Raw genomic sequence first — 25,043 nt, forward strand, 5'->3', positions numbered from 1 at the left:
CCGCTATTATTAACAATTATGTTTTTTAAGATACTTGTTCTCGTTTTGCATTTTTAACGAGATTACGGCTTTCAACTAGGCTTGAAATGTATTCAAATTCAGAGTATCAAGTAATACTACATTTGGTCGATTAACAGGTTCAGGTCCGAGTATGTATGAATCAAAACACAGCATTTCGCTGCTTTTTAATGCTAATAACGTGTATGATCGACAAATTCTAGAGGGTATCGGACACTACCTGCATACCACTAAAGTCGATTGGGACGTCTTTTTAGAAGAGGACTTTAGGTTTCACGGTGATGATGTTAGTGAATGGCGCTGTGATGGATTAATAGCTAACTATGATGACCTAGAAATCAAGAAAATTGTAGACAACATATCTGAACCGGTTATCGGTGTAGGATGCTCCTATTCTGACCTAGAACAATACCCGAATATTCCTTACGTGGCATCAGACAATTTCGCGCTGGTTGAATCTGCGTTTAAACACCTAAAAGAGAAAGGATTAAAACGTTTTGCGATGTATAGCGTACCCCTCGATGAACATCATCGGTGGGTTATCGAGCGTGAGCGCGCATTCGCGAAGTTGGCAAGTAAAGAAGAATATAGCTACCAAATTTATAAAGGCCATGCCACAAACCGTAAAACATGGCATTCCACGTTTAAGCAATTAAGCGATTGGATAGAGAATCTGCCAAAGCCTATAGGGATTATTGCGGTAAACGATGCCCGAGCACGGCACCTACTCCAAGCATGTGATCACTTAGGGGTAGAGGTTCCTGAAAGAGTATCAATTATTGGCATTGATAATGACGACTTAGCAAGAAACCTAAGCCGGATTAGCTTGAGTTCAGTGACACAAGGTTGTTTCGAAATGGGGTACAAAGCCGCGAAACTTCTTCACAAGCGGTTAGAAGGTAAAAAGGTGCCTGAAAGTCAGGTATTAGTGGGTCCAGTAGGCGTTGAAGCACGTCAATCGACAGAATTTAAAGCATTGCCTGACCCTTATGTAATTCAAGCCGTTCACTTTATACGACAGTTTGCCACTAAAGGTATCAAGGTTGATCAGGTAACAGACTTCGTAGGTATTTCCAGGTCTAATCTCGAAAACCGTTTTCAACAAGAACATGGCTACAGTGTTCATACAGCAATTCATAACGAGAAACTTGTTCGCGCGTGTAAGCTACTCGCCGAATCAGAGATGTCAATTAATGACATTGCCGAAAAATGCGGTTATCCCTCACTCCAATATATGTATTCTGTTTTCAACAAGCACTTTAATTCAACGCCATCAGCTTATAGAAGCGAAAATCAAAAGGGTAAGGAAAGTAAAGTGGCTAGTTTTTAAGTTGCAACAATGGCACTACCTATCCTCAGCGAAAAAGAGTTCGGTTCGAGCCCAGTGGTAATTACTATACGATTTTATTTCATGCTCATACTTGTCGAACTAATCCTACTTAGAGCAGTAAAAACTCACGCCATGTTAAAATTTAGTTAACGGTTTGATAAATTACATAAAAGCTTTTGTCTTATCTCGAGCGCTATTATTGAGGCGTTAAACAATCATCGGTGTAATTTGAAAATAACGAATAGCGGTACAGATGATGTTAACGAATTAATACACTCATTAATGCGGGATCTGGAGAAGGCACATGTCGAAAAGAAAGTTTGCCAAAACACAGTTGGCAACAAGTTTATCCTTAATTTTGGGAGTTACAATTTCAACTCCCGTACTTGCTCAGGAACAAGATGATCAAGAAACAGAGATTATCGAAGTAACAGGTATAAGAGGTAGTTTGCAAGAAGCCGCATCTATTAAGCGTTATTCTGCTGGTATCGTAGATGCAATTTCAGCTGAAGATATTGGTAAGTTCCCAGATACTAACCTCGCAGAATCGTTACAGCGTATTACCGGTGTTTCAATCAGCCGGACTAACGGCGAAGGTTCAGAAGTGACTGTTCGCGGTTTCGCGGGTGGTAATAATATGATTACACTCAATGGTCGTACAATGCCTGCGGCTATTACTTATGGTGCGGGTTCTGGTGCTGACGGAACAACTCGTGGGGGTAACACCCGTTCATTTGATTTCCAAAATTTGGCTTCAGAGGCCGTTAGAGCGGTAGAAGTATATAAAACAGGTAAGGCCAATATTGCAACGGGCGGCATTGGTGCAACCATTAATATCGTGACAGCTAAACCCTTAGACAATGAAGGTTTTACGGCTACTGCGGGTGTAAAAGCGGTACATGACACGACAAATAGAACGGGAGACGATGTAACTCCAGAGGCCTCGGCGATTGTTAGTTACGCTAACGATGACGCGACCTGGGGCGTTAGCGTAGCTGCGATCCACCAAGAGCGTGACTCAGGTTACACCGGTGCGACGGTAAATGACTGGAATATCGATTATTGGGACGATCTTGCTGATCCAGATAGGCTGTGGAATACGACAAGTGCTGAATATATCAATGCTCCCCAGCAAGGCCAGTTATACGCTCGCCCAAATGACATTCGTTACGCATTCTCAAATACTCAGCGCGTTCGCGATAATGTGCAGTTAACTCTTCAGTTTGCTCCTACAGAGCAGTTCACAGCCTCCGTTGACTACACCTTTGCTGAAAACGAAATAGTTGAACAACGTGGCGAAATTACTAACTGGGTGCAAACTGGCAGCAATACACAGGTTGTGGAATTCGATAACAGCACTGTAAAAACTCCTATCTATATGAGAGAGACCTATGCTGGCGGAACAGATGAAGGCTATGAGCAACAGTGGCGAGAGCAAACTAATACGCTAGACTCAATAGGTGTAAACTTTAAATATTTAGTAAATAACGACTTTTCACTTACGTTTGATGCGCATGACTCGGAGATGCACAGTCGTGGTACCGGCCCACGTGGCTCGGGAGAAATTGCGGTGGGCTTAGGCGCCCCTACTGTAGTAGAGAGGGAGTGGTTCTACGATTCGGAGCTACCTACTTATCTAAATGTTTACGACGACAGTATTCGTGGTGCCAATAATAACGGAGTAGTTGATGCCGGTGATGTAGGTTCGTCAATTGCGCGTATTCGTAACGCAGCTCAGCGCTCGAAGATCACACAGTTTAAATTAGACGGCGAATATGTGTTAGATAATGGTCGTTTCGACTTTGGTGTTGAAGCTCGGGAAATGGAATCTCGTTCGTTCCAAACCGCAGGCAACAACATTGCCTTAGGTAACTGGGGGGTTGCTAATCCTGGCGAGTTTGGTGACTTAATTCAACCTTTCGATCTACCTGGTGAATTTGACGATTACGGTGTACTACCGGGTGGCTTTGGTTTTATTGCTGACGCTCGTGAACTTTATACAGCCGCTGAATCTTTATATCCAGGCATTCCATCGTCAACCGAGCAAGCCTTGTCGTTTGACGATACAATTCAAGAGGACACTTTAGCGGCGTATGCACAAGTTTCATTAGATGGAGAACTTGGCGGCATGTATTTCAGCGTGCTAACCGGGCTTCGTTACGAAGAAACAGATGTGAAATCAACCTCTCTAGTAGGTCAAACTTTATTCCGTTGGGAAGATAATAACGATATCGTTCCCTTTGTAAATTCTGATGTCCCCCCAACGCCAGCATCAGCTGAGAACAGCTATGATTATTTACTACCTAGCTTAGATTTGAAACTGGAAATTAGCGAAGATTTGATTGGTCGCTTCTCTTATAGCAAAACTATTGCTCGTGCAGGACTTGGCAGTCTCGGTGTGTCGGCGAGCAACTTCGGTGGTGGCGGCGGTTCTACGTTATTAGGTGCAATACCTACGGCGAACGCCTCAAACCCAGGCTTGTTGCCACTTGAGTCGTCGAATACAGATGTGTCGCTAGAATGGTACTACGATTCTACGAGCTATGTTTCTGCAGGATTCTTTCAAAAAGATGTGGCTAATTTCTTAGGCAGCCGTCAAGTAGACCAGACCATTCTAGGTATACGCAACCCAACCGCGGGTCCTCGTGCTCTGGAAGCCGCCGCCGCTCTCCAAGATTTGGGTATCGCTGTAGATGATACATCTTTATACGCAATGACCGTATTGCTAAGCCAGCCAGAAGCCTTTCCTAACGGAGCGGCTGACTACACTGGCACGCCCGAACAGATACAGCAACTCGCAGAAACTCCAGGATGGGATATTCTCGCCGATGAGTCAGACCCAGAGTATGTGTTTAGGACTAACACTCCTGATAACAACCGCTCTGCGAAAATCTACGGGGCAGAGTTTGCTGTTCAGCATTTCTTTGGCGAGACAGGCTTTGGCGTTCAGGCCAACTATACCTTCGTAAACGGTGATGTAGGCTTTGATAACAACGCAGATCCTAATACGTCACAGTTTGCTTTAATTGGGCTAAGCGATACGGCTAACCTAGTGGGCTTGTACGAAGATGACAAATTCCAAGCGCGAATAGCTGTTAACTGGCGCGATGAATTTTTAGCTGAAGCTAACCGAGGTGGCTCAAATAACCCCCGGTATACCGAAGCTTACACACAAGTTGATGTAAACCTTAGCTATAACATAAATGAGCAATTCAGTGTTTTCGTCGAGGGTATAAATGTAACGGGCGAGAACGCACGAGACTTTGCACGAAACAAAACGCAAATGTGGTTCTTGACGGAGCTTGGAGCGCGATACAACCTTGGTGCCCGCTATAAGTTCTAAGTGAGTTGTTTCAAGCGCTGGCAACAATAGCTTGCCAGCGCAAATAGCTATTTTTAGCCGCGGTACAGCGGCCTTTTTAATTGTCTGAATGTGTGTATTACATGTTTTATTTTAGTGTTGTTGTGGGCAATATAAAAGGCTTTCACAGCAATCACATTGGGTGCATTCAGACCATGTGATTAAGGGGAGACAGATGACAAAACACGTGCTGTTAAACAACGTCAATCACAAAGATACAAAAGTTATTACTCACTACGCCGCACGGTATGGTGATGATCAGGCTAGTGTTTTAGCTTTCCCATCTGAATTCATTGAACTACAAAAACACTATCCTATTTTTTTCCGTCGAGATGGCGAATTCGACGGTTATCAATGTGTAGTATTACTGGGTCTGGAAAAAAACGAAAACTTGTTTTTAGACGCCTCTTATCCATCGGGGTGGAAGGCTGATTACGTACCCGCAGTCCTTAATAAAGGGCCTTTTCTAATTGGCTTTCAACAATCTAGTCACAGCGAAGAAAAAAATGCTGTTATACACATTGATATGGATCACCCTAAAGTGAGTAACAGTGAAGGGCAATCGCTTTTCCTTACTCATGGAGGAAATAGCCCATATTTGAACCATATATCATCGTGTTTGTCGGTTATAGATAGTGGTTTGGAAATCCAAAGTGATATGTTTAAACAATTTTTAGCGTTAGATCTTATAGAGCCTGTCAATATTGAATTTGAATTAAGTAATGGTGAAAAGCGAAGGTTAAGTGGTAACTATACAATTCATGAAGAAAGACTCGCAGCATTGACAGGTAGCGAATTGCAGGCGTTAAGTAAATCCGGTTACTTACAACTTGCCTTCGCAGTGGTGGCATCTATGACAAATGTAAGAAAGCTTATAAACCTCAAAAACCTTCATCTCTCACAATAGTATTTAAAAAGATGATACCTATTACTCGAAAAGCGAGAGAACTTCGTCCCAGCAAATCGGGAAACATACCAGACGATTTGCATAGTTACGACGAACCTATAGTCCTCAGGGGGCTTGTTAATCACTGGGAGCTTGTAAAAAAAAGCCTACATTCCGATATCGCCGCCGCGGAGTATCTGAAAGCTTTCTACAATGGTCGGCCTACCCTGACCTACTTTGGGGAAGCTGGGCTCGATGGGCAGTACGGGTATAACGACAATGCAACCCAACTCAATTTCAAAAAAGAAAAAGCTCATATAGGCGATGTCTTAGACCTAATTATAACTTATCTTGAGGATTCAGCGCCGCCAAGCGTGTATATCGCTTCAAACGTTATAGATTCAAGTTTCCCCGGCCTTCGCCAAAAAAATGATCTCGATATGTCGTTTGCGAAACTAGCACCTAATTCTGAATCTCCGATTCCGAGCATTTGGATAGGCAATAAGTCTATCGCCAAATGTCATTACGATGCATCAGATAACATGGCATGTGTAGTAAAAGGCCGGCGCAAGTTCATATTGTTTCCACCAGATCAAATCGAAAATCTGTATCCTGGACCCTTATCGCCTACGCCAGGAGGACAAGCAATCTCTATGGTAAATTTTTGCGACCCTGATTATCAAAAACACCCTAAGTTTAAACAGGCTGAAGAAAAAGGTATCACTGCCGAATTAGAGCCTGGTGACGCCATTTTTATCCCCAGCATGTGGTGGCATCAAGTAGAAGGATTGGATAAATTTAATATTTTAGTTAACTACTGGTGGAGCAATGCTGAGCGATTTATGGGCTCAGCAATGAACGCTTTATACCATTCTATCTTGAGCCTTCGAGACAAACCTGCTCACGAAAAAGCTGCTTGGAAACACGTGTTCGACTATTATATTTTTAACGATGAATTATTACCTACTCAGCACCTACCTCCTGAATCACACGGACTTCTTTCTCCATTAGATGAACTAAAATCCCGCCAACTGCGAGCTATGCTGGTAAACAAACTGAATAGATAAGAAAAGAGAGACAATAGTGAATAAAAGCGTGAAAAAGATCGTCATTGCTGGAGGCGGGACTGCGGGTTGGACAGCGGCGGCAGCAATTGCTAAGCAAATGGGTCCTACAATTAGCATCACGTTGGTCGAATCTGACGAAATTGGAACAGTTGGTGTTGGCGAAGCCACTATCCCTCCTATGCGCGTATTCCACAAATTGCTGGGTATTGACGAAAAGGAATTTATGCAGGCGACGTCGGCCACCTTTAAGCTTGGCATACAGTTTGAAAACTGGGGCCAAAATGGTGATGCTTATATTCACTCATTTGGCGTTACTGGGCGAGAGAGTTTTGTCGCACCCTTCCATCACTTCTGGCTGTATGGCAAAGAACAAGGAGTGGTTAAAGATTTTGGCAACTATTGTTTTGAGCTTCAAGCTGCTAAGCAAGATAAATTCGCCACTTCTCAGAATTCAAATACTCAGTATGCTTATCACCTGGATTCCAGCCTATATGCCCAGATGCTCCACGATTACTGTGAAACAAGAGGTGTTGTTCGAAAAGAAGGAAAGATCGAATACGTTCACCAAAATAAGGAAACGGGCTATATAGAGTATCTTCAACTCGCTTCGGGCGAAGTAATACATGGTGACTTCTTTATCGATTGCACCGGATTCAAAGGTTTACTCATCGAGGAAACGTTGAAAACAGGCTACGAAGATTGGTCACAATGGCTGCCCTGTGACAGGGCTATAGCCGTGCAAACTGAATCTGTCGGCGCCCCACGCCCTATTACAATGGCCATAGCGCATGACAGTGGTTGGCAATGGAAGATTCCTCTGCAACACCGGACTGGTAATGGACTGGTTTATTGCAGTCAATATTTGTCAGATGATGATGCTAAACAACGTCTTCTCGATAACGTAATAGGTAAAACGATCACCACACCTAGAGTGATAAAGTTTAAAACTGGCCGACGCCTTCAGGCGTGGAATAAGAATTGTCTAGCGCTTGGGTTGTCGAGTGGTTTTGTAGAGCCTCTGGAGTCCACCAGTATTCATCTGATCATAATGGGCGTCATTCGCTTTTTAAAACTCTTTCCTAATAGTGGAGTCAGCGAACGTATTGCCAAGGAATATAATCGTCAAACACTTGATGAGATTGTTAAAATTAGGGACTTCATTATTCTCCATTATCACGCTACGCATCGTAAGGACAGCCCATTCTGGCAGTATTGCCATGACATGGAAGTGCCCGAAACATTGAAGCACCGTATGCAGTTGTTTGAAGAGTTTGGCCATGCCTTTCAGGAAGACGGAGAGCTTTTCAGAGTCGATTCATGGACGCAAGTTATGCTGGGGCAGGGAATAATACCTAAAAGTTATCACTCCAGTGTAAGAGGTATGCCCGTACACGAACTGCAAAGATTCTTACAAGGCATAGAGATGGCAGTACAGAAGGGGCTGCAAAATATGCCATCTCACGAAGCTTTTTTGCAGCATTATTGTTCTAGCTCCTAGGGCGGAACGATCATTCGGCTTTTCAATTGCTCTCCAAACTGCTCTGAGATAAGAAAAGGCCCACTTTAAAAAAGAGGGCCTTGTTGCTTCAAAGTCACGGTTAAGCGCTACCGTTTACTTTTTCGCTTTAGCAAAGGCATCGGCAAAGGCGTTGCCCATAGCGCTATTTTGAGGTTGGCTATTGCGATTGCCGCCACCCTGATTTGAACGAGGGTTTGCTTTTGCGTTAGCACGCCCAGCCCCTTTACTTTGTGGCTTTCCTGCTGCTGGTTTGCCGCCTGCATTATTGCTTTGACTCGGTGTATCGTCTAAGCGCATGGTGAAGGAGATACGCTTGCGCGGTACGTCTACTTCAAGCACTTTTACTTTGACGATATCGCCTGCTTTAACTACCTCGCGCGGGTCTGAGATAAACTTGTTAGTCAGTGCTGAAATATGCACCAGTCCATCCTGATGTACGCCTACATCAACGAACGCGCCAAAGTTGGCCACGTTGCTAACCACACCCTCTAAAATCATGCCTGGTTTAAGATCGTTGATGGTTTCAACGCCTTCTTTAAACGCGGCAGTTTTAAACTCTGGACGAGGATCGCGGCCTGGTTTATCCAGCTCTTTTAGAATGTCTTTAACCGTTGGCAAACCGAATGCGTCGCTGGTAAAGGTATCTGGCGACAGGCTTTTTAGAAGCTCGGTATTGCCGATGATGTCATTAACAGCAACAGCGGTCGTATCTACAATTTTATCTACCACTGGGTACGCTTCGGGGTGAACCGCAGAGGCATCAAGTGGGTTTGTGCCGTTTACAATGCGAAGGAAGCCTGCCGCTTGCTCAAAGGCTTTAGGCCCTAAACGTTCGACTTTCAATAGCGCTTTACGGTCTGGGAAAGCACCATTGGTGTCTCTGAAATTAACAATGTTATGCGCTAGGGTTTTATTTAAGCCCGATACGTAGCTCAACAGCGCGGGCGAAGCAGTGTTTAAGTCAACGCCAACGGCGTTTACACAGTCTTCAATAACACGGTCTAGCGACTTGCCTAACTGGCTTTGGCTTACGTCATGCTGATATTGGCCTACACCAATAGCTTTAGGTTCAATTTTAACCAGCTCTGCCAGCGGGTCTTGCAAGCGTCGAGCGATAGACACTGCGCCGCGGATTGACACGTCAAGGTCAGGCAATTCTTTTGAAGCAAGCTCAGAGGCTGAATACACCGATGCACCCGCTTCACTGACCATAATTTTTTGTGCAGTAAGCTCGCTGTTGTTCTTGAGCATTTCGCCAACGAGTTTGTCTGTCTCGCGCGAGCCAGTACCGTTGCCAATGCTGATTAAATCTACTTTGTATTGCTTGCACAACGTGGTGAGCGTGCGAATAGATTTATCCCACTGATTTTGTGGCGCATGCGGGAATATGGTGTTGGTTGCGACCACTTTTCCTGTGCTGTCTACGACCGCTACCTTAACGCCGGTTCTCAAACCTGGATCTAATCCCATAGTGGTTTTTGCACCTGCAGGTGCAGCCATCAACAGGTCGTTTAAGTTTTTAGCAAATACCTCAATGGCTTCCTCTTCAGCGCGCTCACGAAGGGCGCTGAATAGCTCAGTTTCCATGTGTAAACCAATTTTGATTTTCCACGTCCACTGTACAACTTGAGCTAAGAAGTCATCTGCACCACGGCCGCGGTGCATAATATCGTAATGGCTGGCAATAATATGTTCGCAATGCGATGGGCCGTTGTCTTCTGACTGCGGGTCGGCATCTAGCTGGATGTGTAGCATGCCTTCGTTGCGGCCTCTAAACATCGCCAACGCGCGGTGAGATGGTACGTTCTTGTACTTTTCACTGTGTTCGAAATAGTCTTTATATTTGGCGGCTTCTTGCTCTTTACCTGATACAACCGTGCTTTTTACATAAGCATTTTCAGTTAAGTACTTGCGCACTTTTGCCAGCAGTGTAGCGTCTTCGGCGAAGCGCTCCATTAAGATATAGCGGGCGCCTTCTAATGCTGCTTTAGTATCAGCAATGCCACTATCTGCGTTAACGTATTCGCTTGCTGCACTTTCAGCATCGGTATCTGGGGCAGAAAATAAGGTATCAGCTAAAGGTTCAAGGCCCGCTTCAATAGCAATCTGGCCTTTAGTGCGTCGACGGGGCTTGTACGGTAAGTACAAATCTTCCAAGGTAGTTTTGCTGTCAGCACTGGTGATACTGCTTTTAAGCTCGTCGGTTAGTTTGCCCTGTTCCTCGATAGATTTAAGGATTACATCGCGGCGCTCTTCAAGCTCTCGCAGGTAGGTTAAGCGCTGCTCCAAGGTACGCAGCTGTGTGTCATCAAGGCCTTGTGTCACTTCTTTTCGGTAGCGCGCGATAAAAGGTACGGTAGACCCTTCATCAAGAAGTTTAACAGCGGCAGTTACTTGCGAAGGTTGAACGCTAAGTTCATCTGCAATTTTATTGATAATCATAAGTCGCTCTAAGATACTAATAATTCGCGTCAGGCAATGGCGAATAAACGGTGTGTGAAAGGCTTATATACACAGCGTCGGTAGTGAAAATAGGAGCGGTGAGTATATCACCGCGGTGTAGGGGAAGTCGTCTGATCATTGTGTTACAAATGGGTGATTAAATAGGGCATATTAGTGCTCACAGTTTGTCTGTTGCGTCGTACCAAATACGGTTTATCCACCACTCTTTCGTGCCCGTCTCGGTTTTTACAACAAACTCATCGTCTTCTTCTTTGCCAAGCAGTGCTCGCGCCATCGGAGAGTCGATAGAAATGTAATCCTTGCGGCCGAAAATTTCGTCGTAGCCCACGAGCCTAAGTTCCATCACCTTGCCCGCTTCGTTTTCAATTTCAACCCAGGCACCAAAGAAGACCTTACCCTCTTGCTGTGAATCGTAGTCCACAACCTTTAGGTTTTCCAAGCACTTGCGAAGGTAGCGTACGCGGCGATCAATTTCCCGTAGCTTCTTCTTATTGTACTGGTAGTCGGCATTCTCGCTTCTGTCACCAAGGCTCGCTGCCCAGGTTACCTTGCGAGTAATTTCAGGTCGTTCTTCACGCCACAAGAAATCCAGTTCTTGTTTAAGCTTTAAGTAGCCCTTTCGAGTGATAAGCGGTGTTTTCACAATGTCCTATAAATAATCCAGCTAATTACCCCTACTTTATGTGGGTAATAAGGCAAAACGCAATCTTTCTGTACGTCAAAAAGTGACAAAAGAGCCAGATTGAATAATTATTGAACATAAACCTTTCGTTTAGTGTCGTAGTATAAATAATAGTCAAACCATTAGGGGAAATGAATGCGTAACAGGATACCAATGTTGAACCGTCGAAGGTCGGGGAACGATCCGTTCCAAACCAGCGGTACTATCATCGGTTTTATGCTGTTTTTAAGTGGCGCGCTGTTATTGTTGTATGCCTTGCTTGATATCGTTGTTCGCTTAAATAGTATGCAAACCGTGATATATCTTATTTTAGGTTGTGCTATGTATAAGGTGGGTCAGTCTCTGTTAAATCATTTTGCTACGTTTAAGGTACACACAGAAAGACGGCGCGCCCCTCAGCGTTAAAACCTTTTGTTTTAAGCACGAAGTTTTAAGGCGAAATTGTTCCAAAAAGGCTTGGAATAGACCGTGAAATTTGGTCGATTTAGACTAAGCTTAGTAGTGTAATTCGAGGCACCAAGCATATTGAATAACCCACTTTACTATTTGGGTACGCGCGTGGTGAAAATCCACTGGCTCGTAGGGAAAAGGTAAGCAAGGATCACGCTGACTCACTAAAACAAAAAAGCCGACGCTATGCGTCGGCTTTCTCTTTTTCTTAAAGCACTAACTTATTCCGTTGGCGCTTCTGCTTCAGGCTTAACCACTTCTAGCAACTCAACGTCAAAGATAAGCGTCGAGTTTGGCGTGATTGCGCCAGTAGAACGTGCACCATAAGCAAGTTCAGATGGGATATGGAAGCGATACTTTGCGCCTTCTTTCATCAATTGAACGCCTTCAGTCCAACCAGAAATAACGCGATTAAGTGGAAATTCTGCTGGTTCGCCACGCTTGTAAGATGAGTCGAACTCTGTGCCATCTAGCAAGGTGCCACGGTAGTGAACTTTAACCATGTCTGTCGCTTCTGGGCTTGCACCCTCGCCTTCTTCAAGTACTTCGTACTGAAGACCAGACTCGGTAGTTACCACACCTTCTTTCTTACCGTTTTCTTCTAGGTATGCTAGGCCAGCTTCAATATTTTTTTCAGCGGCTTGTTCTGCCATTTCTTGCTGCTTAGCGCGAAGTACTTCTTCGCCTTGTTGAGCGATTTGCTGAATCTGCTCTGGCGTAAACTTAAGGGTGTCGTTTAGACCGTCTTTAAAGCCTTGTTGTAGCGCATCTTGGTCTAATGTTAAACCCAGTTGCTCTTGTTGTTCGGCACGGTTGCTAACGAACAAACCCATGCTTGCGCCCATGGCGTAAGCTTGCTTTTGCGTATCTGTCATTTCTTCTGCTGAAACAGAAGTTGTTTTTGCACTATCAGCGCTTGTAGAAGCGGCCTCATCAGATGTATTTGGCTGGCAAGCGAAAAGGCCTAGCGCAGCGATAGTAGATAAGGCAACGAGCGACTTCTGCATAAAAACGTCTCCATAAATTTTTATCATCATGCGTCTATGTCTATACTGCTGCATCCAAGGCAGTGTGCACGATAGTTAAAGATGCGTGATCCATGCTATGTTAAACCTAGCGTTTACAAAGCGAAACCCATTTGATTATGTTTAGGCCTCAAATGTTCCATAGAATAGCGTTACTCATCGTACTTATAGGTAATTCCATGGGATGCTCTGTCCCTGATACTACGCCAATACAGCAGTGGCGTCATGTAGAAGAAGGCGCCTATGCCGCAGATATTTCTACCGACGGCACGTTAGCGGTGGTTTCTGGCGTGAATAATGGGGTAAACGTATGGCGAATTGGACAAAGTGATCCCCTTTATCACTGGAGCCACCAAGGTGAAGGTGACAACCTGGTCATGTCAGTACACATTAGCGCCGACAAAAGCTATGTTGTGACCGCTGACCGAGAGGCGTTTGCCTTATGGAGTCTGGAGACCGGCGAGCCTGAAGGTTTTTGGCGCATTGACGAGTCATCAATTAGAGATGTGGTGGTTACCAATAATGGTAACGGCATATTGGTGGCGCGCTCAAATGGCAAAGTTATGTACTTTGAACCTCGTACTTCGCGTCGACTAGAGTTTTTAGGGCATCAGGAAAAGGTTAACTCCATTGATATTTCTCCTAACGGTAAGTTCGCATTGACGGGGGGCAATGATTACATAGCGTATTTATGGAGCACTGACACTGGGCAAATAATTCATACATTCGCCCACCCCACGCGAGTAACAAAAGTAGCGCTTGATGATGAAGGCCGCTTTGCTTTTACTGCGGACAGCCAGAGCAAGTCGCAAGTGTGGAATGTGCAAACCGGGCAGCCTGTGGCATCCCTCAAATATGCAGCGCGTCAGAAAATCTTCACAGACGTTGAGTTTTCCAAAGATGGTCAGTTTTTACTAACAGGCTCTCCCGCGAGAAAAGTATACCTGTGGGATTTGGAAACTGGCGAGCAAGTGCAGTCTATACAGGTTGCATCACGAGAGTCAGTTTCACCACCAACCGCAGTTGTGTATGGCGTCGCCTTCCTCCCCAATGATAATATATTGTCCATAAGCAGTAGTGGCCTTGCCGAAGAATGGCAACGAGAGAGATAGAGAATTTACATGACAGAGAAAAGCGCTGAGCATCTACAACAGCAAATAGATAGCGCCAATAGCTATATTGAAGAGTTACAGATGAAGGTAGCCTTTCAAGAACACACTATCGAGGCACTTAATGAAGCGCTGTCTTCGCAACAAAAGCAGCTTGACGATTTAGCTTTTAAAGTACGCCATGTCGTTGACCGCGTTAAGTCTATCGAGCCGTCTAATATTGCTAAGCAATCAGAAGAAACCCCGCCTCCGCATTACTAAAACAATTGAAGCGCACTAGTAATTGCAACGCGGTATTCATGTGGATCACGTCCATTGGCGATGACACTTATTGCGGGGCGCTCATCGTGGGGAGAGGCCTGAGAAGACATCAAAGGCGCTTCGTTGATGTGCAGTAGTGTTGAAAAAACATCACGCTAGTTCATCTTGTTATGAGTTAGGCGAAGTCTTCATTTAGCCAGGATATACATTTGAATTACACTTGCGCCCCGATACAAAGGCTTCAGCAAAAAGAAGCCTTTTTTACTATTTAAGAGAGTGAGTTATGAGCGATTTTGATATGGATGCGTTTGATAGCATCGATTTTGACTCTGTTGAGCAGTCAGTAGCAGAGAAACAGGCTGAAAAAGACAAGCAAGAGAGTCAAGAGATTGAAGGTATGCGCGACGGCGCCAACGACTGTGGCGATAGCTGTACTATTTAAGCGCACTCAGCGGCGAGGGCTCTTAATTTTCAGAGCCTTCCGGCGCTTCCAACTTATCCAGCTCGAGTCTATCCAACTCTATACTTTTCTCCACATCGCCGTTAAAAGCTTCGATAAATGCATTTTTTAAAATCGCGGTAAATGCCTCCCATGTTTGGGTGTCAGGGCTTGATAAATCGCCTTCAACAGGAATGCGTGTGGCAATTTGGTCTTCGCTTTGGTTTTCAAACAGTTCGGTGACAAACGCGGAAATGGCTTCGATACTGCCTTCAATAAAACCATCGCCGTCACGTTCAATGTCACCCTTCCAAGAAAATACCTCCACATTATGCAATATGGGTTTGATATAGCCTTTTACTTTCCCTTCATTAGACGCCACTTCAGCCGCAAGCGTGAGGGTGCCGGCTTCCAGATCAAACGGTGCGTAGGTATCAAGTAGATTCTTAAAGTTCACTAGCCCAACGTTGTCAGCTTGAATATCAACGTCAAATGTGGGGGCTGTTGTTGCGGGGTTGAGTTTAGCGTTTAAGGATATCGTGCCCTGCTGTGCCGTTTGTCCTTGCGCTTTGGCCGTTGCTACACGTGAGTCTGACAAGTTATCGCTATTCACCAAGTTATTCACTTCAAGCTGAATATCATGAAGCGCAATGTCGATAGCCGGAGAAGTATCGGGGTTGTGGAAAGCGACTTTTCCTTGGTTAATAGTTAGCTTGTCGATGCGTAACGGGAAGAGTTGGTCGGCGATAGATAACCAGTTTTCATCCTTACCAGACTGGCTTCTCTCCTCCGTGTTGCCGTCTACAAAATTAATCTCGGGGGAATTAACAATGACTTTTCCTACCGCTGCACCTTTGAAAAGTTGTGACCATGAAAGCGTAAACTCCACATAGTCAGCTTTAAACAGCGGCCTATCTACTTGCCCGTTCGCCTTATAAAGCAAAACATGTTCTAAACTATATGCGCCACGCCATAGCATTAAATCTACATCGCCCACGCGGCCGTTATACTCTTTTGACTGACTCAGCGTCGTGTTGATGTATGACGCTGCGGCGTAAGGCAAGTAAAGTCTTATGGCAATAAGCGTAAGCAACAAGGCTATAAGGACATAGCAGACACGTTTTTTAGCATGTTTCATATTTCACTCCTTTGCAAAGGAAATACAAAAATTATGCCTGAGCAACCTCTTTCGTTAGGTAACGAGGATACCCAGTGTTGGCGTGGCATGAAGAGACGTTTGCAAAAAGCCTGAGCACAGCGTTGTAAGGTGTTACACAGGCTTTAAGGTAAGATTTACTGAGACGTGGGTAGGAATGTTAGTGCGGTTTAAAGATGCCAATCACATTTTCGTTTGAGCGTGTGGCGGCACTCACCTTTTCATCAGTTTGCGCTTCATTGTATCCACACGCAACGCACTCCAACTTTTCTACGTTATTTTCAAAATATAACGAAATCGTATCTAGCTCTTGGCATTTGGGGCACGTAGCCCCTGCAACAAAGCGGCGTTTTACACGTTTTGACATACATACACCTTTGGAGAATTTCGCGATTATTATACCTTGAAATGGTAAGTGTTGATCAGCTTTTACCTTAAGTTTTTGATATTATACGCGCCCTAGTTTGTTCCATCACAGGTTACTCATGATAAAGCTTTCAAATGTATCGCTACTTCGCGGTCGCAAAATGTTGCTAGAAGAGGCGTCGGCGCAGGTTTTTCCAGGCCACAAAGTAGCGCTGATTGGCAGCAACGGCTGCGGAAAGTCCACGCTTTTTGCACTGCTGAGAAGTGAGTTAAGTGTCGATGCTGGCGACTGCAGCGTACCGAATGACTGGCGAATTGTAAGCGTGGCACAGGAAACGCCAGCAACTGACCGAACTGCGATAGACTATGTGGTGGACGGTGACAAACATTTACGTAATCTACAGGCGCAATTAGAAGCCGCTGAAAAAAGCGGCGACGGTGTAAAGATTGGCCAAATTCACGGGCAGCTCGAACAAGCGGGAGCATACGACGTGGAAGCTCGCGCAGCGACCATTCTGTCGGGTCTTGGGTTTACCAATGTGCAGTTAAGCGCGCCAGTTAGCGATTTTTCAGGTGGCTGGCGTATGCGCCTAAACCTAGCTCAAGCGCTACTTTGTCCTTCAGACTTACTGCTGCTTGATGAACCTACTAACCACTTAGACTTAGACGCCGTTATTTGGCTAGAGAAATGGCTTCAACGCTATGCGGGAACGCTATTGCTGATTTCTCACGATAAAGCTTTTATCGACAACACGGTTGCGCAAATTATCAGTGTTGAACAACAGAAGCTTATCACCTACACCGGTAACTACTCGTCTTACGAAACCCAGCGCGCTGAACGTATTCGCTTGCAAAACATTGAATATGAAAAGCAGCAGCAAAAAGTAGCGCACCTCAATTCGTTTATTACCCGGTTTAAAGCTAAAGCGAGTAAAGCTAAGCAAGCGCAAAGTCGTATTAAGCAGTTGGAGAAAATGGAAACCTTGTTGCCAGCCCATATGGCAAGCCCATTTAGCTTTTCTTTTGCGCCGCCGTCGGCACTGCCAAACCCGCTTGTGCAAATGGAAAAGATACAGCTGGGTTACGACGACCATATTGTGCTGCAACAGGTGAAACTCAATTTAGTACCTGGCAGCAGAATAGGTCTTCTAGGTCGAAACGGGCAGGGTAAGTCTACGCTAATCAAACTATTGGCGGGCGTGCATGCGCCAAAACAAGGTATTTTTAATACGGCTAAAGGCCTTAAGATTGGTTACTTTGCTCAGCATCAGTTAGAAACATTAGATGCTAACGCTACTCCGCTTCTTCATTTGCAGCGCATTGACGAAAAAGCCACCGAGCAGCAACTTCGCGACTATCTGGGCGGATTTGGATTTAATGGCGATGAAGCGTTAGCGCCCGTGGCACCTATGTCGGGCGGTGAAAAGGCGCGCTTAGTATTGGCGTTAATTGTTTATCAGAAGCCTAACTTATTGCTGCTGGATGAGCCTACCAACCACTTAGATTTGGAAATGCGCCATGCGCTAAATATCGCGCTTCAAGGTTTTGAAGGCGCCATGGTACTGGTCTCGCACGACCGCTTCTTACTCTCCTCGGTATGTGAGGATTTCTATTTGGTAGACAGTGGCGAAGTTGAACCATTTAAAGGCGACTTGGACGACTATCGCGACTGGATTTTAAAGCAGCAGGCAGCGGAAAAAGCCAAGGCCAACAGCGACGCCAAAAACGAAGAGCTACAAGAGACTGGCGCGCAGAGTAAGCCGGAACGCAAATTAGATCGTAAAGAAGAAAAACGCCGTGAAGCCGAGTTTAGGCAAAGGGTTGCGCCACTTAAAAAAGCCATTGAAAAACACGAAAAAGCCATGGAAAAATGTGGTGCTGCTTTGGCTGAGGTGGAAGCGTCACTTGCCGATACTTCGCTTTACAGCGAAGACAAAAAGGCGCAGCTTATGGGCCTACTCGACAAGCAAACTCAGCTTAAGCAACAGCTTGAGGAAGAAGAGATGGCATGGCTAGATGCCCAAGAGCAAATTGAGTTAAAACGAGAAGAGTATGACAATGCCAACGCCTAATATCGAAAACCGCGCGTTTTGGGAGTATAGCGTTTCTCGCTATACCAAAGGTGATATGGCTCCCCTTGCGCTTTTACTGCAAGACAACCACAAGGTTAATGTAAACGTTCTCTTGCTGATTTGCTGGTGTTTAGAGAATAATGTCATCATTAATTTGCCACAGCTTAAGGCAGTGATTGCGGCATCAAGTGCGACCGAAGAAAAGTTACAGTATCACCGTGCAAGGCGAAAGGCTGCGAGCCCCGAAAAAGGCGGAGACCAAGCAGAATATGACGCACTCAAAGCACAAGAGCTAGAGCTTGAAAGACAGCAGCAGCACGATATTGTTGCGTCGTTCAATGAGCAGCCAGTCACGCATCTGGGTCAAGGGCAATCTGTATCGTCTAACGTATTTAACGCGTCTATCGCAGCGTTTATAAATGCATACGGACTGCGAGACAACAACGAGGCGCGCCAACTAGTGAGCCTAGTGGTTAACCATCTATCGTAAAAACACAATAAGAAAACAAAATGAGTAAATCAGCGCTATCGCATGGAAAGATAATAAAAAGCAGCTTTAAGGTGCCAGGGTGGGCGAAGAACCGTCATGTGCAAACCATATGGCCGCGTTTTATTCAAAAGCGGTTGCCTTTGTCTTACGACATGGAGCGTCTCACATTACCCGATGACGACTTCGTCGATGTGGCGTGGGGGCCAAAACCGCAGGAAACATCGGGTATCGTGGTGATGTTTCATGGTTTAGAAGGCAGCATTAAGTCGCATTACGCGAACGATATGATGGCTCAATTGTCGGTGAATGGTTGGCAGGTGGTGATGATGCACTATCGCGGCTGTAGCGGCGTGCCAAACTTAAAGGCGCGGGCTTATCACAGTGGAGAAACAGAAGACCCCAGCTTTTTCTTAGAGTGGCTTCACGATAAATTTCCACGAATTCCTAAAGTGGCCATCGGCTTTTCCCTTGGCGGCAACATGCTATTGAAACTGTTGGGCGAAAACCCTGCGCAAAAGTGGCTTAAGGCAGCGATTGCCATTTCTTCACCTCTTAAACTTTCAGAGTGCGCTAAATCAATTAACCAAGGTTTTTCTCGCGTATATCAAAAGTATTTACTTACTAGCATGAAAGATACGCTGCGTAAGAAAATGGAGTACATCGATTATCGCAAGCTTATACAGCTAACAAAAACTGATGTGGAAGAGATCACCAGCTTTACCCAATTCGACGAGAAGATCACAGCGCCGCTTCACGGCTTTGCAGACGCTCAAGACTACTATGAAAAGTGTAGTGCGTATCACTTTTTAAGCGCGATCCACTGTCCTACACTGGTATTGCATAGCATAGATGATCCCTTTATGAATCACTTAATTGTGCCTAAGGAAGAAGAGCTTGCGCGCAACGTTATCGTGGAGCTAAGTGAACGAGGCGGTCACGTTGGGTTCATGCAGGGTTCTATATTAAATCCTAAAGTATGGCTGCACGAACGGGTGAAACGCTTTGTAAGTGAAGCCTTACCTGTAAATACTACGTGTCGTTACGTCAGTCGCTAATGTTGATGTCCTAATAATTTACCCAAACGCTTTTTATCAGGAGTGTGAATGATAATCCCCATTGACGCGCTAGAAGCCGATACGCTTTATAGCCTGGCTGAGTCTTTTGCTCTGCGAGAGGGCACGGACTACGGCGCTGAAGAAGTTGCGCTAGATGTGAAAGTGCAGCAAGTGTTAAACAGACTCAAATCGGGTGAGGCGGTGCTGGTCTATTCAGAGCTTCATGAAAGTGTAGATATCAAAAGAAAAGAAGATATTGAGCCAAGCGAAGCTGAAGAACAATAGACATAAAAAAGCCGGGTCGAGCAACCCGGCTACCTACCTGAGGAGAGGAAGGCTTAAAACGCGTAACGTGCAGTTACCTGCATAATGTCTAAATCATCAATGATTCTGTAGTTTGCACCCACAGCCCATTGTGGCGTGATGTAATAGTTAGCGCCTACTCTAAATGTCGCTTCACCATCGTCTACATCGTAGTAGCCAACTTCACCCGCCAGCTCTACCTGCTCTGTGATCATCGAGCGAAGGCCAGCATTAATGCTGTAACCTGTTTCGTCGTTTACGTCACCGTCAATACGCTCTAAGTTGGCACCAAAATACGCGTCTGTTGTCGCGTTAACAGGTAAACGGTAACCCGCACCTAGTGTCAGCATATCAAAGTCAAAGTTGCCCTCTTCAAAGAAGCTATACTCGCCGTTTAGGTACCAGTTGCTATTCAATAGGTATTTACCGTTAACGGTTAAACCGTCTGGTTCAAAAGACTCATTGTCGTCAAAGTCCATTTTGGTGTAACCACCTTCTACGTAACGCCAGTCAGGCTTGTCGGCCATAGCTGTAAGAGGAAGTGCCGCTGCAGTTAAAGCAGCAATAAGTGTGATTGATTTACGCATGTGATAACTCCTTAGTATGTTCAGTAACCCCCTTACGTTGCTTCCGTCCATTTCAGACGTTCTGCAAAAATTGTTGTAAGGCGGCGCGTTTATAGCGCGCAACAAAGTGTTACTGGGTTGATGGTCAAAGAAACGAAAACCGTCTTCATGCCATCTTTATTATTTCCGTTAAGAAATAGTGTCCGATTTATTTATCTACATGATGAATAGCAAAGCGTTTGCCAACTTCGTACTAAATCACTATTTTGATATGTCTTAATTTATCTATGTTGCTAATATTTATAGATAAAATACGTCTGGCTTTTTAGAGGCTACACATTTGAAATGTTCAAAATCAAAGTTTGATGTATTCCTAGTAAAACGTTGGCACACAAAACTGTCTCTAAAAAACAACAGTTATCCTTTTGTCTAACTCATCGGACATTTTTACAAGCCAGTGTTCTCCAATAATCCACAATGTGTGTGTTTGTAAAGCATTGTAAATTATGAAAAATATAAAAAATAACGGCGGCTATTTCGTGTTGGAACAGCTTTTGCTCAAGTCATTATGAGTTATCCAACGTTCACTCAAGCCATTAGGCAAGGAATTCGGCTTTCGCGATATCCGCGATGTCAGTGAACACAGAAAGGAAGAGAGCGCCTTTCTCGCGTGGCTTCAATCAATACCGTTTTTGTAAAAAACGCTTTTCAGTAGGTAAGGCGTGTAACGAGTTGTTGATGGTCATCTGGATAACCATTGTTTTCATAAGGAGAGGACAAATGGCTAAGCCAGTTTCAATTTTCGGTAAAGATTTACAAACGAATGTGCGTCAGCGCAATAAGCTGTCACACCTTCTTTTAGCGATGAGCAGTGTCATCGCATTATTTGCGTTTCAACAAGCAGGTGCAGTTGAGGTTAACAACGACAATCAGCCTCAAAAAGCATCGCCGGTTCTTCAGTCAATTATTGATGCTGCACGCCAGTCAGCGACAGAGAGCTACGAGCAGGACGATCACGGGTTAAACAGCAAGCTTAAAGAAATTGACTACACCACGTATCGTTCAATTCGCTTCAAGCCCGAGCAGAGTCTTTGGCATGGTGAGAATGACTACGAACTGCAGTTTTTTCACCCGGGTTTTTTATATGAATACCCCGTCACTATCCACACTATTGGTGAAAGCAATAAGCCTGAACGCCTAGCGTTCAACAGTGACATGTTCAACTATGACGGGTCTGCGTCAGGGTTAGCTGGGCTAACGGACGAAAAGTCAGGGTTTGCTGGGTTTCGCGTTCACTACCCTATCAAGAACGAAGAGTACAAAGACGAATTTGCTGTGTTTTTGGGGGCATCGTACTTCCGTCTTGTAGGTAAAAATCAAGTGTACGGTATCTCAGCACGAGGTCTTGCGATTGATACGGCGCTAGCCAAAGGCGAAGAGTTCCCCCACTTCACTGAGTTCTGGGTCATAGAACCGAGTGAGGGTAAGCCTATTACTGTTTATGCGCGTCTTGAAAGCCCTTCTGTAGCGGGCGCGTACAAATTTGTTATACAGCCTGATATTGATACCAGCGTTAAGGTAGAGAGTTGGTTATTTGCCAGAGATGACGTGAGCAAGCTAGGCATTGCACCATTTACCAGTATGTTCTTGTATGGCGAGAACACAGAAAAGCGTCATGACGACTATCGTCCAGAGGTGCATGATAGTGACGGTGTACTCATGGTAACTCACGCTGGTGAAGAAATTTGGCGCCCGCTGACTAACCCTGCACGCCTTCAAGTCACGTCACTTAGCGACGCAAACCCTAAAGGATTCGGCATGCTTCAACGCGACGGCGAATGGGATAATTACCTCGACGCAGAGGCCAATTACCATATACGCCCAGGGCTATGGGTGACGCCAGAAGCTGGTTTTGAGAAAGGCCGATTAGAAGTCGTCGAAATTCCGACTAAATCCGAAATACACGACAATATTGTGGCTTTTTGGACGCCTGAAAAGCCATTCAATTCGGGCGAATCACTGTATTTCGCTTACGAGCTTAAAACCGTAGAACAAAATCCGTTTGTCAGTGAACTGGCCTCAGTAGTACGTACCCGCCAAGGCAAGGCTGTGTTGCCGGGTGACGAGTTTAAAAACGACAGTCTAAATACGACACGACAGTTCAGCGTGGACTTCAGCGCGCCTTCTGCCATTGCTTTTGATAACGAGTCGATGAAGCTGGTGGTACAGGGTACCAACGGCACGATCTCTCAGCAGCGACTTTACCCCGTAGCTGACGGACAAGAGTGGCGAGCCACCTTCTTTGTTAAGCCGAAAGAAAAGCAGACGGTAGATATGCGCGCTTACATTGAGAAAGACGGTAAACGTGTGAGTGAGGTTTGGAATTATGTCTACCAACCAAAATAATCGCGCTTGCGCAGCGGTATCGGACGAGGCTAAAGCCGTGCCTCAGGTTAAAAGTGATGGCACTGCACGTGCTTCACATTTCATCTTAAAAGGAGAGCATATGCGTTTGTTTATCATGGCAATGCTAGTTATTCCAAGCACGGCACTGGCCGGTTGGAGTTTGTACGAAATCTTTTTACCTAACGGCCTTACCAACCTAGAGATTGCACAGCTGGGGTTGGGGCTAACCCTGTTCGCATGGTTGTGTATGGCGTTTTGGACAGGCATTATCGGTTTCTTTTTGCAGCTTTTTAACGTCGACCCGTTGAGCTTGCGCAGAAATCAAACGTCTCCTGATGCTACTGCGCCATTAACGCAAAAGCACGCCGTGGTCATGCCGGTTTATAACGAAGATACCCGCCGTATTATGGTGGGGTTTGAAGCTTGTATTCGCGAATTAATGGAAAGTGACAACAGTTCTAAATTCGACTTTTTCATGCTCAGCGACACCCGCGATATGGAAAAAGCGGATGCAGAGCTACGTGCCTTTTCCCGACTGAAGAAACGTTTAGGTGCCTTCTCTAGCCAAGTATTTTACCGTCGTCGCGAACAGAATCTGCACAGAAAAGTGGGCAACCTTAAAGAGTTTTGTGAACGCTGGGGTGCAAATTACGAGTCAATGATTGTATTAGATGCCGACAGCGTAATGACTGGAGAGCGCATGCAAGACTTGGCGCGTCGTATTGAGCAAAACCCTGATACGGCGTTAGTGCAGACCATTCCAATGCCGGTACGTCAAAACACCTTCTTTGGTCGTTTTGTGCAGTTTGCTGCTCATCTTTACAGCCCAATGTTGGCGACAGGTCTATCGTTTTGGCAAACAGACAGTGCAAACTATTGGGGGCACAATGCCATTATTCGTATTGCACCATTTATGCAGCATTGCGGGCTACCTACCCTTGAAGGGCGCGCGCCTTTTGGTGGTGAAATTTTAAGTCATGACTTTGTTGAGGCTGCGCTACTGCGCCGTGCTGGCTGGCAGGCCTACTTGCTTACCGACACCACGGGCAGCTATGAAGAAGTGCCAAGTAACATTGTTGACTACGCAATTCGCGACCGTCGTTGGGTGCAGGGCAACATACAGCATTTAGGGTTATTGAACGTTAAAGGTCTTAAAATGGCAAACCGCCTGCACTTCTTATTTGGTGCGTTTGCGTACATCTCTTCACTCATACTATTTTGCATGTTGGCGCTAGGTACAGCAGATGCGTTAATTCGCGCCACGTCAGTGCCAGAGTTCTTCGTGTCTGAATACCAGCTGTTCCCTAGTTGGCAGGTAGCGCGCCAAGACATGATGATGGTAACCATGTGGGGTACGGCGGCCTTATTATTCTTGCCTAAACTTCTCGGTATTACTTTAGCTTTAATAAAACGTCGTGGCGAATTTGGTGGCGCGTGGTCTTTGCTTAAAGGGGCAGCAATTGAATTAACTATGGCCGTGCTTATTGCGCCGCTAATGATGTTCTATCACAGTTATTTTGTGATTAGCGTTTTTGTTGGCCACTCTGTTAAATGGGAAGCGCAAGAGCGTGAAGGGCGCAAAGTGCCATGGAAAGTTGCAATTAAACACACGCAAATTATGAGCTGTTTAGCGGTAGCGTGGGGCGTAACTACTTTCTACTTCACCCCGTCGCTATTTATGTGGTTGTTACCTGTATTGGTAGGCATGGTGTTAGCGGCGCCGGTTATCCGCTTAACAAGCAGCGATAAACTAGGCATAGCCATGCGTAAGTGGGGCGTGTTTGTCATTGACCAGGAAGTGAATGAGTGTAAAGCACTTAAGCGTTTACGCGTTGCAATGGGGTATTTCGCTATATCACAGCACAAGGCAGAAGTACCTGCGCTTCCTGATAACGTGTGGCAGAGCATGCCAGAGCAAGTACTAAGTCAAAAGCCATTGCCTATGCGCCACAGGCTTCCTAACAGCGCATAATGGACTCAAAGTAGATATCAAAACAAAAAAACCGCACATGTGTGCGG

Annotated in this window: 21 protein-coding genes; 15 read left to right on the forward strand and 6 right to left on the reverse strand. The window is 45.4% G+C overall.

Features of this window, described 5'->3' with window-relative positions; translation table 11 throughout:
- Positions 1-151 precede the first annotated feature (151 nt).
- The 5 genes from ACFI6J_RS04590 to ACFI6J_RS04610 all read left to right on the forward strand — a co-directional run bounded on the left by ACFI6J_RS04590 (position 152) and on the right by ACFI6J_RS04610 (position 8,160).
- On the forward strand, positions 152-1,348 hold the full coding sequence (locus tag ACFI6J_RS04590) for a XylR family transcriptional regulator (RefSeq protein WP_462585747.1): 1,197 nt from the start codon (positions 152-154) through the stop codon (positions 1,346-1,348).
- Between the two features lie 304 nt (positions 1,349-1,652).
- Positions 1,653-4,691: a TonB-dependent receptor gene (locus ACFI6J_RS04595; protein ID WP_076012274.1), complete on the forward strand. Its 3,039-nt coding sequence runs from the start codon at positions 1,653-1,655 to the stop codon at positions 4,689-4,691.
- 193 nt (positions 4,692-4,884) lie between these two features.
- A complete protein-coding gene (locus tag ACFI6J_RS04600) occupies positions 4,885-5,616 on the forward strand; it encodes a SapC family protein (protein ID WP_156087262.1) in 732 nt (243 codons plus the stop codon).
- An 11-nt stretch (positions 5,617-5,627) separates the two neighbouring features.
- Positions 5,628-6,662 (forward strand): cupin-like domain-containing protein, encoded by a 1,035-nt coding sequence (locus ACFI6J_RS04605; RefSeq protein WP_156087261.1) that lies wholly within the window; start codon positions 5,628-5,630, stop codon positions 6,660-6,662.
- 16 nt (positions 6,663-6,678) lie between these two features.
- Positions 6,679-8,160 (forward strand): tryptophan halogenase family protein, encoded by a 1,482-nt coding sequence (locus ACFI6J_RS04610; protein ID WP_015000054.1) that lies wholly within the window; start codon positions 6,679-6,681, stop codon positions 8,158-8,160.
- 114 nt (positions 8,161-8,274) lie between these two features.
- On the opposite strand, the gene ACFI6J_RS04615 is transcribed toward ACFI6J_RS04610, so the two are convergent.
- Both ACFI6J_RS04615 and greB read right to left on the reverse strand, forming a co-directional pair.
- Positions 8,275-10,623, reverse strand: a complete 2,349-nt coding sequence (locus ACFI6J_RS04615) for a Tex family protein (protein WP_061486833.1) — start codon at positions 10,621-10,623, stop codon at positions 8,275-8,277.
- Between the two features lie 178 nt (positions 10,624-10,801).
- Positions 10,802-11,287 carry a transcription elongation factor GreB gene (gene greB / locus ACFI6J_RS04620; RefSeq protein WP_014951337.1) on the reverse strand — a complete coding sequence of 162 codons (486 nt, stop codon included), beginning with the start codon at positions 11,285-11,287 and terminating at the stop codon, positions 10,802-10,804.
- 174 nt (positions 11,288-11,461) lie between these two features.
- On the opposite strand from greB, the gene ACFI6J_RS04625 reads away from it, so the two are divergent.
- Positions 11,462-11,731, forward strand: a complete 270-nt coding sequence (locus ACFI6J_RS04625) for a hypothetical protein (RefSeq protein WP_170826521.1) — start codon at positions 11,462-11,464, stop codon at positions 11,729-11,731.
- 266 nt (positions 11,732-11,997) lie between these two features.
- Here the strand turns inward: ACFI6J_RS04625 and fkpA are convergent, their stop codons facing one another.
- Positions 11,998-12,783 carry an FKBP-type peptidyl-prolyl cis-trans isomerase gene (gene fkpA / locus ACFI6J_RS04630; protein WP_014951335.1) on the reverse strand — a complete coding sequence of 262 codons (786 nt, stop codon included), beginning with the start codon at positions 12,781-12,783 and terminating at the stop codon, positions 11,998-12,000.
- A gap of 197 nt (positions 12,784-12,980) precedes the next feature.
- On the opposite strand from fkpA, the gene ACFI6J_RS04635 reads away from it, so the two are divergent.
- From ACFI6J_RS04635 to ACFI6J_RS04645, 3 genes are all read left to right on the forward strand, one after another.
- Complete coding sequence (locus tag ACFI6J_RS04635) at positions 12,981-13,913, forward strand: WD40 repeat domain-containing protein (protein ID WP_081106124.1); 933 nt, start codon at positions 12,981-12,983, stop codon at positions 13,911-13,913.
- 9 nt (positions 13,914-13,922) lie between these two features.
- Positions 13,923-14,171, forward strand: coding sequence for a SlyX family protein (locus ACFI6J_RS04640; protein ID WP_052234916.1), 249 nt, complete (start codon positions 13,923-13,925; stop codon positions 14,169-14,171).
- Between the two features lie 283 nt (positions 14,172-14,454).
- Positions 14,455-14,613, forward strand: coding sequence for a hypothetical protein (locus ACFI6J_RS04645; protein ID WP_012520154.1), 159 nt, complete (start codon positions 14,455-14,457; stop codon positions 14,611-14,613).
- Positions 14,614-14,635: 22 nt separating this feature from the next.
- Here ACFI6J_RS04645 and ACFI6J_RS04650 read toward each other — a convergent pair whose 3' ends face one another.
- Together ACFI6J_RS04650 and ACFI6J_RS04655 are read right to left on the reverse strand one after the other, a co-directional pair.
- Positions 14,636-15,748 carry a DUF748 domain-containing protein gene (locus ACFI6J_RS04650; protein WP_061486831.1) on the reverse strand — a complete coding sequence of 371 codons (1,113 nt, stop codon included), beginning with the start codon at positions 15,746-15,748 and terminating at the stop codon, positions 14,636-14,638.
- A gap of 178 nt (positions 15,749-15,926) precedes the next feature.
- On the reverse strand, positions 15,927-16,133 hold the full coding sequence (locus ACFI6J_RS04655) for a YheV family putative zinc ribbon protein (RefSeq protein WP_012520152.1): 207 nt from the start codon (positions 16,131-16,133) through the stop codon (positions 15,927-15,929).
- 118 nt (positions 16,134-16,251) lie between these two features.
- Between ACFI6J_RS04655 and ACFI6J_RS04660 the strand changes: the two genes are divergently transcribed.
- The 4 genes from ACFI6J_RS04660 to ACFI6J_RS04675 are packed head-to-tail and all read left to right on the forward strand — an operon-like array spanning position 16,252 to position 20,034.
- A complete protein-coding gene (locus ACFI6J_RS04660) occupies positions 16,252-18,204 on the forward strand; it encodes an ATP-binding cassette domain-containing protein (RefSeq protein WP_039235745.1) in 1,953 nt (650 codons plus the stop codon).
- Positions 18,185-18,694 (forward strand): TIGR02444 family protein, encoded by a 510-nt coding sequence (locus tag ACFI6J_RS04665; protein ID WP_231506589.1) that lies wholly within the window; start codon positions 18,185-18,187, stop codon positions 18,692-18,694. Before ACFI6J_RS04660 ends, ACFI6J_RS04665 begins: the two co-directional genes overlap by 20 nt.
- A 20-nt stretch (positions 18,695-18,714) precedes the next feature.
- On the forward strand, positions 18,715-19,749 hold the full coding sequence (locus ACFI6J_RS04670) for a hydrolase (protein ID WP_156087260.1): 1,035 nt from the start codon (positions 18,715-18,717) through the stop codon (positions 19,747-19,749).
- A 48-nt stretch (positions 19,750-19,797) separates the two neighbouring features.
- A complete protein-coding gene (locus ACFI6J_RS04675) occupies positions 19,798-20,034 on the forward strand; it encodes a YheU family protein (RefSeq protein ID WP_156087259.1) in 237 nt (78 codons plus the stop codon).
- A 53-nt stretch (positions 20,035-20,087) separates the two neighbouring features.
- On the opposite strand, the gene ACFI6J_RS04680 is transcribed toward ACFI6J_RS04675, so the two are convergent.
- Positions 20,088-20,639, reverse strand: coding sequence for an outer membrane beta-barrel protein (locus ACFI6J_RS04680; RefSeq protein ID WP_156087258.1), 552 nt, complete (start codon positions 20,637-20,639; stop codon positions 20,088-20,090).
- Positions 20,640-21,398: 759 nt separating this feature from the next.
- On the opposite strand from ACFI6J_RS04680, the gene ACFI6J_RS04685 reads away from it, so the two are divergent.
- Both ACFI6J_RS04685 and mdoH read left to right on the forward strand, forming a co-directional pair.
- Entirely contained in the window at positions 21,399-23,024 is a 1,626-nt protein-coding gene (locus ACFI6J_RS04685) for an OpgD/OpgG family glucan biosynthesis protein (protein ID WP_156079023.1), read from the forward strand.
- A complete protein-coding gene (mdoH, locus tag ACFI6J_RS04690) occupies positions 23,005-24,996 on the forward strand; it encodes a glucans biosynthesis glucosyltransferase MdoH (RefSeq protein WP_156087257.1) in 1,992 nt (663 codons plus the stop codon). Before ACFI6J_RS04685 ends, mdoH begins: the two co-directional genes overlap by 20 nt.
- Positions 24,997-25,043 lie beyond the last annotated feature (47 nt).

The sequence above is a fragment of the Alteromonas sp. G4i13 genome (assembly GCF_054960505.1).

What these genes read in the sequence shown, in the direction of transcription:
- ACFI6J_RS04685 (WP_156079023.1), top strand. Translation starts at nt 21,399, where the DNA reads ATGGCTAAGCCAGTTTCAATTTTCGGTAAAGATTTACAAACGAATGTG.
- ACFI6J_RS04600 (WP_156087262.1), top strand. Translation starts at nt 4,885, where the DNA reads ATGACAAAACACGTGCTGTTAAACAACGTCAATCACAAAGATACAAAA.
- ACFI6J_RS04665 (WP_231506589.1), top strand. Translation starts at nt 18,185, where the DNA reads ATGACAATGCCAACGCCTAATATCGAAAACCGCGCGTTTTGGGAGTAT.
- ACFI6J_RS04595 (WP_076012274.1), top strand. Translation starts at nt 1,653, where the DNA reads ATGTCGAAAAGAAAGTTTGCCAAAACACAGTTGGCAACAAGTTTATCC.
- ACFI6J_RS04640 (WP_052234916.1), top strand. Translation starts at nt 13,923, where the DNA reads ATGACAGAGAAAAGCGCTGAGCATCTACAACAGCAAATAGATAGCGCC.
- ACFI6J_RS04635 (WP_081106124.1), top strand. Translation starts at nt 12,981, where the DNA reads ATGGGATGCTCTGTCCCTGATACTACGCCAATACAGCAGTGGCGTCAT.
- fkpA (WP_014951335.1), bottom strand. Translation starts at nt 12,783, where the DNA reads ATGCAGAAGTCGCTCGTTGCCTTATCTACTATCGCTGCGCTAGGCCTT.
- ACFI6J_RS04605 (WP_156087261.1), top strand. Translation starts at nt 5,628, where the DNA reads ATGATACCTATTACTCGAAAAGCGAGAGAACTTCGTCCCAGCAAATCG.
- ACFI6J_RS04625 (WP_170826521.1), top strand. Translation starts at nt 11,462, where the DNA reads ATGCGTAACAGGATACCAATGTTGAACCGTCGAAGGTCGGGGAACGAT.
- ACFI6J_RS04670 (WP_156087260.1), top strand. Translation starts at nt 18,715, where the DNA reads ATGAGTAAATCAGCGCTATCGCATGGAAAGATAATAAAAAGCAGCTTT.
- ACFI6J_RS04660 (WP_039235745.1), top strand. Translation starts at nt 16,252, where the DNA reads ATGATAAAGCTTTCAAATGTATCGCTACTTCGCGGTCGCAAAATGTTG.
- mdoH (WP_156087257.1), top strand. Translation starts at nt 23,005, where the DNA reads ATGTCTACCAACCAAAATAATCGCGCTTGCGCAGCGGTATCGGACGAG.
- ACFI6J_RS04650 (WP_061486831.1), bottom strand. Translation starts at nt 15,748, where the DNA reads ATGAAACATGCTAAAAAACGTGTCTGCTATGTCCTTATAGCCTTGTTG.
- ACFI6J_RS04680 (WP_156087258.1), bottom strand. Translation starts at nt 20,639, where the DNA reads ATGCGTAAATCAATCACACTTATTGCTGCTTTAACTGCAGCGGCACTT.
- ACFI6J_RS04645 (WP_012520154.1), top strand. Translation starts at nt 14,455, where the DNA reads ATGAGCGATTTTGATATGGATGCGTTTGATAGCATCGATTTTGACTCT.
- ACFI6J_RS04675 (WP_156087259.1), top strand. Translation starts at nt 19,798, where the DNA reads ATGATAATCCCCATTGACGCGCTAGAAGCCGATACGCTTTATAGCCTG.
- ACFI6J_RS04615 (WP_061486833.1), bottom strand. Translation starts at nt 10,623, where the DNA reads ATGATTATCAATAAAATTGCAGATGAACTTAGCGTTCAACCTTCGCAA.
- ACFI6J_RS04655 (WP_012520152.1), bottom strand. Translation starts at nt 16,133, where the DNA reads ATGTCAAAACGTGTAAAACGCCGCTTTGTTGCAGGGGCTACGTGCCCC.
- ACFI6J_RS04590 (WP_462585747.1), top strand. Translation starts at nt 152, where the DNA reads ATGTATGAATCAAAACACAGCATTTCGCTGCTTTTTAATGCTAATAAC.